This window comes from Streptomyces sichuanensis (genome assembly GCF_020328095.1).
In the GTDB taxonomy this organism is placed as follows: Bacteria; Actinomycetota; Actinomycetes; order Streptomycetales; family Streptomycetaceae; genus Streptomyces; species Streptomyces cinnamoneus.
On record NZ_JAIXMK010000190.1, the window covers coordinates 1 to 10,866 of the forward strand.

The window sequence follows — 10,866 nt, forward strand, 5'->3', positions numbered from 1 at the left end:
CCGCGGGGGCGCGGGGCCGAGGCCGGGGCGTCCGCGCTGGTGGGCGGCGATCGCGGCGGGACAGGGGGTGCTGTCCGCGCTCCAGCTGCTGGGCCTGGTCTGGCTGGGCGGCCTGCTGGCGGGCGAGTTCGCCGGCCCGTGGTGGGTGCCGGGCGCCCTGCTGGCGGGCGGCAGCCTCGCCGGGCCGGTGCTGGCGTGGTGCGGCCGCCTGGCGGCGCGCGGCCCGGCGCGGGGCTACGGGCTGGAGACCGAACGCCGCCTGCGCGGGGCGGCCGCCGGGTGCGGCCGGGCGCGGGTGCTGGAGCCGGTGGCGGCCGAGCTGCTGCGGTACCGGGAGGTCCGGGCGCAGTTCGTGATCGCGGCGGGCGAGGCGTAGCCGGCCCGCCGCGGCGATGCGCCCCTGGGGGCTGATGCACCCCTGCGGGTGACGGAGTTGTCCACAACCGGGCGTCCGTCCACAGGGCCCGGCGGGCTCCGGCGATCGGGGGCACCATGGGGTCATCAGCCGACGGGGGAGGGGTTTTCGATGAACGAGACGCTGGTGACGGTCGTGGGGAACGTGGCCACGCCGCCGGATTTCCGCGAGGCGGCGAACGGCGCGGCGGTCTCCCGCTTCCGGCTCGCGGCGACCGTACGCCGCTGGGACCGGGAGCGCGCGGAATGGACGGATGCGTACACGAGCTTTTACACAGTGTGGGCATGGCGCGCCCTGGCGGCGAATGTGGTCGGGTCGGTGACGGTCGGTGAACCTCTGATCGTCCAAGGAAAGTTGAGAATTCAGGAGCAGGAGCGCGAAGGAAAACGCTGGCTCTCGGCGGACATTGACGCCCTGTCGATCGGGCACGATCTGGCGCGTGGCACCTCGGCATTCCGTCGGGTGTCCCCGGCCGCGGCGCAGGCGGTGACGCCCGTCGCGACCCCCGTCGCGACCCCCGTTCCGACGAGGGCTTCGGCGGAACGGGACGTGGCGGGGGCGGCACCATCCCTCTGAAATGAGGCATTTGTCCCGGGGATTTATCGATAATTCCAGGGCTCATACGCCTATGCGATAACGATTCCGATTCGGATCGGTAGTGCGAACGCATCTTCGGGGATCACGTTGCGCCCGCTCCTTAGGATCCCGTGCATAGCAACGGGGGCTTCTGAGTTTTGAGTTGCCCGGCGGGGCGCGTCCGCAGTGGTCTGCACCTGATCTTGTGATGGCCGTGCCCCCTCGAAAGGAAATCCATGAACTCTGTAAAGGGGCGGGGCGCCGCGCGCCTTGCATCGGCGATCCTCGCGTCCGGTCTGGCACTCGGCGGCACGGTCGCGCTGGCCGGTCCGGCGGCCGCGGACGAGGCGCCGCAGAACCAGGGCGGCGTGACGGCCACGCTCGGCCGCATCACGGCCGGCGGCGGGGCCGTCGTGCAGGACCGGCGCAAGACCGGGGACGTCATGGCCGGCCTGTTCGAGATGAAGGTCGACGGCGGCGGCACGCTGCAGACGTACTGCATCGACATCCTCACCAACACCGTCGGCGGCGCGAAGTACAAGGAGGCGGGCTGGAGCGAGTCGTCCCTGCACAACAACGCCGACGCGGGGAAGATCCGCTGGATCCTGCAGCACTCCTACCCGCAGGTCAACGACCTCGCCGCGCTGGCGAAGGCGGCGGGCGCCGACAAGCTGGACGCGAACACCGCGGCCGCCGGCACCCAGGTCGCCATCTGGCGCCACTCGGACCACGTCAAGGTCGACGCCAAGAGCCCCGCCGCCGAGAAGCTCGCGGACTACCTCACCAAGAGCGCGGAGAACGTCGAGGAGCCCAAGGCGTCCCTGTCGCTCACCCCGCCGGCCGTCTCCGGCAAGTCCGGCCAGCGCATCGGCCCGGTCACCGTGCACACCAACGCCGGCAGCGTCACCGTCGCCCCCACCGGGGACGCCGCCGCCAGGAAGGTGCAGGTCGTCGACAAGGCCGGCAAGCCGCTGACCTCCACGGTCAACGGCGGGGAGCTCTACTTCGACGTGCCGGCCGGGACCCCCGACGGCTCCGCCTCGCTCAAGGCGACCGCCGCCACCAAGGTCCCCGTCGGCCGCGCCTTCATCGGCGACCACACCCGGACCCAGACGATGATCCTGGCCGGCTCCAGCGAGAGCACCGTCTCCGCCACCGCCACCGCCACCTGGGCCGCCAAGGGTGCGATACCGGCCCTGACCGCCAGGAAGAGCTGTGAGAAGGGCGGCGTGGAGATCACCGCCGACAACAAGGGCGACCAGCCCTTCACCTTCGAGCTCGACGGCAAGAAGCACACCCTCAAGCCCGGCGGCTCCGAGACCACCCTGGTGAAGGTCGGCGAGGACCAGGCGTACAAGATCACGGTCACCGGTCCGAACGGCTTCTCCAAGACGTTCTCCGGCATCCTCGACTGCAAGACCGCCGAGACCGGCACCACCGGCGGCTCGGGTGCCGCGGGCGGCACCGGCGGCCCCTCGGCCTCGCCGAGCGCCCCGGCCGCCACCACCGGCGGTTCCACCGGCTCCACCACGGGCGGTGACCTCGCCAACACCGGCAGCAGCAGCGCCACGCCCGTCATCGCGGGCGTCGCCATCGCGCTCATGGTGGTCGGCGGCGGCGCCGTCTTCCTCCTCCGCCGGAAGAACACCGCAGGGCAGTAAGGGCGCGTGACGCCCGGTGCACGACCGGTGACCGGGGCGGCGCTCCGGTCACCGGCCCGCCGGGATGCAACGCGTTTCCGCCCAGGGCTTCCCGTACGGCAAGATGGGGTGTATCTGCCCTCACGCGGCGGAGCCGCACATTGGCCCTTCTCGATTGCCGGACGGTTTCTCTTGGCTGAGTACATCTACACCATGCGCAAGACGCGCAAGGCGCACGGCGACAAGGTCATCCTCGATGATGTGACGCTGAGCTTCCTGCCCGGTGCGAAGATCGGTGTGGTCGGCCCCAACGGCGCCGGTAAGTCCACCGTCCTCAAGATCATGGCCGGCCTGGAGCAGCCCTCCAACGGCGACGCCTTCCTCTCGCCCGGCTACAGCGTCGGCATCCTGATGCAGGAGCCGAAGCTGGACGAGTCCAAGACGGTCCTGGAGAACGTCGAGGACGGCGTCGCGGAGGTCAAGGGCAAGCTCAACCGCTTCAACGAGATCGCCGAGCTCATGGCGACCGACTACTCGGACGCCCTGCTCGACGAGATGGGCAAGCTCCAGGAGGAGCTCGACCACGCCAACGCCTGGGACCTCGACGCCCAGCTGGAGCAGGCCATGGACGCGCTGGGCTGCCCGCCCGCCGACTGGCAGGTCACCAACCTCTCCGGTGGCGAGAAGCGCCGCGTCGCGCTCTGCAAGCTGCTGCTGGAGGCCCCCGACCTCCTGCTGCTCGACGAGCCCACCAACCACCTCGACGCCGAGTCCGTGAACTGGCTGGAGCAGCACCTCGCCAAGTACGCGGGCACCGTCGTGGCGATCACCCACGACCGGTACTTCCTCGACAACGTCGCCGAGTGGATCCTGGAGCTCGACCGCGGCCGCGCCCACCCCTACGAGGGCAACTACTCCACCTACCTGGAGAACAAGGCCGCCCGTCTGAAGGTCGAGGGCCAGAAGGACGCCAAGCGCCAGAAGCGGCTCAAGGAAGAGCTGGAGTGGGTCCGCTCCAACGCCAAGGGCCGCCAGGCCAAGTCGAAGGCCCGTCTCGCCCGTTACGAGGAGATGGCCGCCGAGGCCGACAAGATGCGGAAGCTGGACTTCGAGGAGATCCAGATCCCGCCGGGCCCGCGCCTGGGCTCCGTCGTCGTCGAGGTCAACAACCTCTCCAAGGCGTTCGGCGACAAGGTCCTCATCGACGACCTGTCCTTCACCCTGCCGCGCAACGGCATCGTCGGCGTCATCGGCCCGAACGGCGCCGGCAAGACGACCCTGTTCAAGATGATCCAGGGCCTGGAGAAGCCGGACTCCGGCTCCATCCGGGTCGGCGAGACCGTCAAGATCTCCTACGTCGACCAGAGCCGCGCCAACATCGACCCCAAGAAGACGCTGTGGGCCGTCGTCTCCGACGAGCTGGACTACATCAACGTCGGCCAGGTCGAGATGCCCTCGCGCGCCTACGTCTCCGCGTTCGGCTTCAAGGGCCCGGACCAGCAGAAGCCGGCCGGCGTCCTGTCCGGCGGTGAGCGCAACCGCCTCAACCTGGCGCTCACCCTCAAGCAGGGCGGCAACCTGCTCCTCCTCGACGAGCCCACCAACGACCTCGACGTCGAGACCCTCTCCTCCCTGGAGAACGCCCTGCTCGACTTCCCGGGCGCCGCAGTGGTCGTCTCCCACGACCGCTGGTTCCTGGACCGAGTGGCCACCCACATCCTGGCCTACGAGGGCAACTCGAAGTGGTTCTGGTTCGAGGGCAACTTCGAGTCCTACGAGAAGAACAAGATCGAGCGCCTCGGCCCGGACGCGGCCCGTCCGCACCGCGCCACCTACAAGAAGCTCACCCGGGGCTGACCGTGGCACGCCACCAGTACTCCTGCCCCCTGCGCTGGTCCGACATGGACGCATACGGCCATGTCAACAACGCGGTCTTCCTCCGCTACCTCGAAGAGGCGCGGATCGACCTCATCCACCAACTGCGGCTCAAGGCGGGCGAAGGCTCCTTCGTCGACGGCTCCGTCGTGGCCCGGCACGAGATCGACTACCTCCGCCCGCTGGTCCACCGTGCCGAGCCGGTGACCGTCGAGACGTGGGTGACCAAGGTCGGCGCCGCCTCCATGACCGTCTCCTACGAGGTCAAGGACGCGGAGCAGGTCTACGTGCGGGCCAGCACCGTCGTGGTCCCCTTCGACCTCGCCTCCGGGCGGCCCCGGCGGGTCACCGCCGAGGAGAAGGATCTGCTGAAGACATTCGCTGACGAACCTGCCGAGCCCACGGGCTCCGAGGAGGCCGTCGCCGCATGACGCAGCGGCTGCGCTTCGCCGACGCCGGGGAGGCGGCCGACCTGGCCGCCTTCCTGGCCCGGCTGATCCACTACGACCGGGCCGCCGCGGTCCGGCTCCAGGCCGGCGGCGGCGTTCTCGCCGTCTTCGGCCGGCCGCCGTCCTTCGAGGTCCTCGCGGTCCGCACGGCCCGCCTGGCCGAGGAGACCGGCCCGCTCGACGTCACCGTCTCCGCCGGCCGGCTCACCGACGAGCTGGACGCCGGACGGCCGGTGCCGGGCAACGGCGTGGAGATCGGCGTCCCCGAGAGCGTCACCGGCCCGCCGTGGGCCGGCGTCCTGCCGCCGCGCGGCGGCTGGCAGCGGGTCGAGGGCTTCCCCGGCCCGGAGGCCGTGCGCGGCGCGGTCGCCGCGGCCGTCGCGGAGTTCCGCGCCCGGGACGAGGCACTGCCCGAGCAGCGCCGCACCCGCGCCGAGCGCGACCGCATAGGCCGGGAGATCTGGTCCCGCACCCTGGGTGACACCGGGCTGCCGCTGCGTGCGGTGCACGCCGCCCAGTCGCTGGGCTTCCTGCGGGGACCCCGCCCGGGCAACGGCGCCGCCGAGCCGCCGGTCCTCTTCACGGCCCGGGGCTGGCTGCGCCTGCGCACGCCCTACGGCTCGATCGCCGTCAGCACGGGCGGCGGCCTGCGGGACCTCACGGTCACCCCGGCCTGAGCCGCCCGCCCCGGTGCGTTTCCCCGTTCCCGGCGCCGCCGTCAGCCCTCCGTGTTGATCATCGAGGCGGCGGCGTACGTCAGGTAGTTCCACAGCTGCGTCTCCAGCCCGGGGGCGAGCCGCAGCTCCTCCACCGCCTCCCGCATGTGCCGCAGCCAGGCGTCGTGCGCGGCGCGGTCCACGGTGAACGGCGCGTGCCGCATCCGCAGCCGGGGGTGACCGCGGTTGTCGCTGTAGGTGCGCGGGCCGCCCCAGTACTGCATCAGGAACAGCACCAGGCGCTCCTCGGCCGGGCCCAGGTCCTCCTCCGGGTACATGGGCCGCAGCAGCGGGTCGCCGGCCACCCCCTCGTAGAAGCGGTGGACCAGGCGCCGGAAGGTCTCCTCGCCGCCGACCTGCTCGTAGAAGGTCTGTTCCTGAAGCGTGCCGCGCGGAATCTCAATCACGCTTCCATGGTCTCAGACCACCCGGCCGAGGACCGGCGGCTTAGGACCCCCGGCCCCCGCCCGGCCGCCTCCCGCCTCAGCCCCGCCGGACCGTGATCGTCGTCCAGGCGCCCACGTGCACCCGGTCGCCGTCCTGCAGGGCGACCGGCACGTAGGGCTGGATCGGGTCCTCGGAACCGTTGACGGTGGTGCCGTTGGTGGAGTCCTGGTCGACCACCGCCCAGCCGCCGTCGGGCTGCTGCACCAGCATCGCGTGCTGGTGCGAGACGCCCGGGTCCTCCGGCGGACGCGAGAGGTCGATGTCGGGCGATTCGCCCGTGCTGTGCCGGCGGCGGCCGATGGTGACCTGCCGGCCGCTCAGCGGGAACTGCAGCTCCGGCGAGTAGGCGGGCAGGTTCAGGCCCGCGGCCTCCGGCCCGCTGCGGTTCATCATCGACAGGAAGTACTCGCGGTCGGGCGCGACGTACGCCGTCCAGCCCGCGGCCGGCGCCGGCGCGGAGGGCTGCGGCGGCACGGGCCGCGGCCCTCCCTCGGCGGCCGGCTGCGCGCCCTGGTGCTCGTACGACCCGTACGGCTCGGGCGCCTCGTAGGGCTCGTAGGCGTACGGGTTCGGCGAGGCGGGCGGCGCGGACGGGGCCGGGGCCGGCGGGGAGAGCACCCAGTCGTCCTCGCCGCCGAAGGTCTGCGGCGGGCCCTGGGGGGCCAGCGGCTCGGCCGGGCGGTTGATCCGGGACGGCCGCGAGCCGTGGTAGTCGAAGCTCTGCGGCGGCTGGGTGTGCTGCGGCGGGGGCGGCGGCGCCGACTGCAGGCCCTGGGCCGGCGGGGGCGGCGGCGCGTACGGGTTCGCCGACCGGGTCAGGAAGTTGTAGCGGCACTCCTCGCAGAACGGCGCCTGCGCCTCGCGCGGGGTGCGGCACTGCGGGCAGAGCTCCGCCTGGACCGTGGCGTCGCCGCCGGGGTAGCCGTAGCCTCCGGCGCCCGCGGTGGGCGGCACGGAGGGCGGCGGGGGGACGGCCCCGGGAGGCACGGCGGCCCCCGCCATCCGGTGGCCGCACACCTCGCACCAGTCGTCGGCCTCCGACTGGTGGCCGTTCGGGCAGGTCGGCATGTCGGTCGATTCCCCCTCTGCGTTACTTCTTGACGCGAACGGTCTTGGTGGAGCGAGTCTCCAGGGTCATCTCCGCCTCTTTGGAGACGTTCGCCTTCAGCCGCACAGTACCGTTCGCCGCGTCCACGACGTCCACCACCTTGGCGAGCAGTTTCGCGGTGGCCTCGTGGCCGGAACGGCTGGCCAGCTGCACGGCGCGGCCGAGCTTGGCGGTGGCCCCGTCGATGTCGCCGGCCTTGCGCAGATCCAGGCCCTGCTGGATGGCCTGGGCCAGCTCCGCCTGGCCGGTGTAGTGCGCGACCTGCGGATTGATGGAGGTCGAGGCCACCACGTCGTCCGTCCACACCGCCCGGACGAGCCCCTGCGCGAGCACCTGCGCCGGCGAGCCGTCCGGCGCCGGCAGCACCAGCGAGACCCGGGCGGCCAGCATCTCCCGGCCCACGGCGGCGCTCGGCACCCGTATGCACACGTGGTAGTCGCGGGACTCGTCGCCCCAGGAGCCGGTGGGGTAGTCCCCGGCGCGCGGCCCGGCCTCCTGGCGCTGGCCGGTCAGCTCCTCCACGGTCGGGGCGCACTGCTTGACGAACAGCACCTCGGCGCCCAGCGGCGTCCACAGCCGCAGGCAGACGTCCCCGACCTCCTTGCCCATCACGGCCTCCATCATGTGCGTGAAGTCCGCGGCCAGCCCGGCCGGATCGGCGACGATCTCGGCGGTGCCCAGCAGTGCGGAGGCTATCCGCATGACCTCCTTGACCTCGTAGTCCGTGCCCACCCCGCGCGCGTCGCAGGTGAACCGGCCCGCGCACACGTCCAGCGACGCCCGCAGCGCGTCCGCCTCCTCGTGCTCGTTGCGGCCGTCGGTGAGCAGGATGCCGTGGCGTATCGAGGCGTCGGAGGAGGCCAGCAGCCGGTCGGCCAGGCGCAGCCAGGTGCCGATCGCCGTGCCGCCGCCGGGACTGAGCTTGCGCAGCGCCTCCTTGGCCTGCCCCCGGGTCACGGCGTCGGCCACCGCCAGCCGTCCGCCGCCCGGGTAGACCTCGCGCGCCTGGTGGGTGCCGGCGACGACGGCGAAGGCGACGCCCTCGCGCAGCGCGTCGACGGCGGCCGCCGTGGCCTCCCGGGCGCTGCGCATCTTGGCGGGCGGGTAGTCCATGGAACCGGAGCAGTCGACCATGATGACCACGGCCGCGTCGGGGGAACGGCCGTTCAGTACGACGGAGCCGGGGGAGCGGGACGGCTGCGGCACCGGCTCGCCGGCGCCGCCGGTGGCGGTGACGGTGACCACCGCGTTGACCTCGCGGCCGCCCTCGGGCAGGTGGACGTTCTGGTACACCTCCACCGCGAACTGCGGCACGCTCGCCTTGGCGAAGTTGGCCATCTGATCCGCTCCTTCGTACTCCACGTGGTCACATGGGCGTGCGGTGGGGCGGACAGGCGCGCGACGCCGGACGGAATGGCGCCGCGTACGTTCCCCCCGTTGGACGTGCTCGGGCCGTCAGGCCGATCCTGCCCCCTCCGGCCGCGCGGGGAACGGCAGTACGGCCACTGTTACGTTGTCGTGGCCCCCTCCGTCCAGGGCGTGCGACAGCAGACGGCGTGCGCACTCCAGCGGCCGCGCGCGGGCGTCGGGCGGCACGACGGCCGCCATCTGCTCGGCCGATTCGGCGTAGTTCCACAGGCCGTCGGTGCAGACGATCACCACGCCCGGCCGGTCCGGGTGATACGAGGCGGTGTGCGGCTCGACCTCGTAGGCGTCGGCGCCGAGCCAGCCGGTGATGGCGTGGGCGCGCTCGTCCGCGTACGCCTCGGCCTCCGACATCAGCCCGGCGGCGACCATCTGGGCGGCCCAGGAGTCGTCCTCGGTCAGCCGGGCCGGCTGGGTTCCGCGGTCGTCGGGCACCCAGTAGGCGCGGCTGTCGCCGACCCAGCCGACGGTCAGCAGGTCGCCGGTGACGACGGCGCTGACGATCGTGCAGGCGGGGGCGTTCTCCTGGCGGTAGCGGTCGTGCTCGCGCGCCTCGTGGCCCGGCGTGACCAGGCCGACGACGGCCTCGGCGGCCCGCACGATCGCCCGGTGGGTGGCCTCGCGGGGGGCCGCGCCCTGTGCCAGGGCCTCCGTCAGGGCGTCGTGCGCGCTGGCCACGGCGGCCGCTGACGCCTCGTCTGGACGCGCCGCGGACGACACGCCGTCGCTGACGACCGCGACGACGGCCGGACGGCCCCCGGGCAGGTCGGTGGTGGACACGGCGTACGCGTCCTCGTTGCGGTGGTGGCGCAGGCCGCGGTCGGTGACCGCCGCGACGCCTGCCGACTCGTGCTCCATGTGATCCCGTTCGCGCGGCTGTGCATGTCCGCAGTGCTCGCAGTACCCGTCGTTGTCGATCATGCCCGACCGGCAGGCCGCGCACGTCCCGCCCGCGCCCGCGCAGGGCGGTGACTGCGCGGGAACGGCCGTGGCCGGCGGGGCGAGGCGGTAGTCGCCCGCCCCCCGCCCCACGGGCGTGTCCGGCTGCCGCCACGCGTCGTCGGCCCGCGACCCGCCGGGCGCGGGCGGCACCGCCGCGAGGTCCGCTCCGCAGCCTCCGCAGAAGTTGTCGGCCGGCTCCAGCGGCTCGTGACAGACGGGGCACGCCGTCAGCTGGGGGGGCAGTTGCGACATCGATCACACCCATGTCCTGGGGCGGTAACGGTTGGCCCGCTCCACCAGTTCGATCCGTTCCTCACCGCGCTGGGCCAGCCGCGCGAGCACCCGGTACGAGCGCTCCAGCCCGAACCGCAGCCCCCGCTCGTCCAGCGGGCTGCCGAGCAGCACGCCCGGACCCGGGGGCGCGGCGGGGCCGCCGGGGGCGCCCTGGCCGCCGGAGAGCACCCAGTCCAGCGCCGTGCCCAGCACCTCCGTCGACAGCCGTTCGCGCCGCACGGCGTCCAGCCCGAAGTCCGCGAGCCGCTCCACCTGCCCGGCGGCGGCCTGCAGGTCCGTCAGCAGCGGCTCGCGCGCCGAGCGCTGCCGCAGCCGGGCCCGCACCGCCGCCACCCGGGCCGCGGTGTAGTGGATGGACGCCTCCGGTACGGACTCCAGGGCCCGTACCGCGCCCGCCCGGTCCCCCGTGGCCAGCCGCACCCGGGCCAGCGCGAAGGCGGCGCTCACGAAGCCCGGGTCGGTCGCCCACACCAGACGGTAGTACTCGGCGGCGTTGTCCAGCTGTCCGAGCACCTCCGCGCACACCCCGAGCGCCAGCTTGGGCGCGGGCTCGCCGGGGAACGCGTCGTAGACGGCGTCGAAGGACAGCGCGGCCCGCTCGTGGTCGCCGACGGCCAGGGCGTGGACGCCGCGGTGCCAGATGGTGCGCCAGTCGTCGGGCCGGGCCGCCTCCAGCGCGCCGATCGCCTGCCCGGCCGGGCCGTCCTCGCCGAGCTCCAGCTGGGCCCGTACCCGGCGCAGCCGCAGCTCCGCCGATTCGGTCGGCGCCGCCTGCAGGGCGGCGTACAACTCGGAGGGCTGCGAGGCGAGCAGGCCCGCGAGGAACCCGGCGTTCGGGTCGGCCGCGTCCACGCGGGGCAGCGGAAGGGCCAGGGCGGCGGCCCGCGCGTCGAGCCGGGCGAGCCCGGCACCGGCCGGTGCGGGCACCGGCGGGGCCGCCTGGGCCGCGGGAACGCCCCGGGCCGCAGGGGACGCCTGG

10 protein-coding genes and 1 pseudogene are annotated in these 10,866 nt (G+C 73.3%); 6 read left to right on the forward strand and 5 right to left on the reverse strand.

Annotated features, from left to right (window positions below; genetic code table 11):
• The 6 genes and pseudogenes from LE181_RS30375 to LE181_RS30400 all read left to right on the forward strand — a co-directional run.
• Window positions 1-376, forward strand: a pseudogene (locus LE181_RS30375) (ATP-binding protein); the annotation flags it as partial.
• 150 nt (window positions 377-526) lie between these two features.
• Window positions 527-991 (forward strand): single-stranded DNA-binding protein, encoded by a 465-nt coding sequence (locus tag LE181_RS30380; protein WP_225664725.1) that lies wholly within the window; start codon window positions 527-529, stop codon window positions 989-991.
• Window positions 992-1,227: 236 nt separating this feature from the next.
• Window positions 1,228-2,652, forward strand: coding sequence for a Cys-Gln thioester bond-forming surface protein (locus LE181_RS30385; protein WP_225664726.1), 1,425 nt, complete (start codon window positions 1,228-1,230; stop codon window positions 2,650-2,652).
• Window positions 2,653-2,823: 171 nt separating this feature from the next.
• Entirely contained in the window at window positions 2,824-4,488 is a 1,665-nt protein-coding gene (gene ettA / locus LE181_RS30390) for an energy-dependent translational throttle protein EttA (RefSeq protein ID WP_225664727.1), read from the forward strand.
• Window positions 4,489-4,490: 2 nt separating this feature from the next.
• Window positions 4,491-4,937: an acyl-CoA thioesterase gene (locus LE181_RS30395; RefSeq protein WP_225664728.1), complete on the forward strand. Its 447-nt coding sequence runs from the start codon at window positions 4,491-4,493 to the stop codon at window positions 4,935-4,937.
• The gene (locus LE181_RS30400; RefSeq protein WP_225664729.1) at window positions 4,934-5,632 is read left to right on the forward strand and encodes a DUF8010 domain-containing protein; all 699 of its coding nucleotides are present in this window, start codon (window positions 4,934-4,936) and stop codon (window positions 5,630-5,632) included. The genes LE181_RS30395 and LE181_RS30400 overlap by 4 nt, the downstream gene beginning before the upstream one ends.
• A 41-nt stretch (window positions 5,633-5,673) precedes the next feature.
• Here LE181_RS30400 and LE181_RS30405 read toward each other — a convergent pair whose 3' ends face one another.
• The 5 genes from LE181_RS30405 to LE181_RS30425 all read right to left on the reverse strand — a co-directional run.
• On the reverse strand, window positions 5,674-6,078 hold the full coding sequence (locus tag LE181_RS30405) for a globin (RefSeq protein WP_225664730.1): 405 nt from the start codon (window positions 6,076-6,078) through the stop codon (window positions 5,674-5,676).
• Window positions 6,079-6,154: 76 nt separating this feature from the next.
• The gene (locus tag LE181_RS30410; RefSeq protein ID WP_225664731.1) at window positions 6,155-7,186 is read right to left on the reverse strand and encodes an FHA domain-containing protein; all 1,032 of its coding nucleotides are present in this window, start codon (window positions 7,184-7,186) and stop codon (window positions 6,155-6,157) included.
• Between the two features lie 22 nt (window positions 7,187-7,208).
• Window positions 7,209-8,564 (reverse strand): vWA domain-containing protein, encoded by a 1,356-nt coding sequence (locus tag LE181_RS30415; protein WP_225664732.1) that lies wholly within the window; start codon window positions 8,562-8,564, stop codon window positions 7,209-7,211.
• A 117-nt stretch (window positions 8,565-8,681) separates the two neighbouring features.
• Entirely contained in the window at window positions 8,682-9,845 is a 1,164-nt protein-coding gene (locus LE181_RS30420; RefSeq protein WP_225664733.1) for a protein phosphatase 2C domain-containing protein, read from the reverse strand.
• A 3-nt stretch (window positions 9,846-9,848) separates the two neighbouring features.
• Window positions 9,849-10,866: tetratricopeptide repeat protein (locus tag LE181_RS30425; RefSeq protein WP_225664734.1), on the reverse strand; the 1,018-nt coding region annotated here is incomplete at its 5' end.

What these genes read in the sequence shown, in the direction of transcription:
- LE181_RS30385 (WP_225664726.1), top strand. Translation starts at nt 1,228, where the DNA reads ATGAACTCTGTAAAGGGGCGGGGCGCCGCGCGCCTTGCATCGGCGATC.
- LE181_RS30410 (WP_225664731.1), bottom strand. Translation starts at nt 7,186, where the DNA reads ATGCCGACCTGCCCGAACGGCCACCAGTCGGAGGCCGACGACTGGTGC.
- LE181_RS30380 (WP_225664725.1), top strand. Translation starts at nt 527, where the DNA reads ATGAACGAGACGCTGGTGACGGTCGTGGGGAACGTGGCCACGCCGCCG.
- LE181_RS30400 (WP_225664729.1), top strand. Translation starts at nt 4,934, where the DNA reads ATGACGCAGCGGCTGCGCTTCGCCGACGCCGGGGAGGCGGCCGACCTG.
- LE181_RS30415 (WP_225664732.1), bottom strand. Translation starts at nt 8,564, where the DNA reads ATGGCCAACTTCGCCAAGGCGAGCGTGCCGCAGTTCGCGGTGGAGGTG.
- LE181_RS30420 (WP_225664733.1), bottom strand. Translation starts at nt 9,845, where the DNA reads ATGTCGCAACTGCCCCCCCAGCTGACGGCGTGCCCCGTCTGTCACGAG.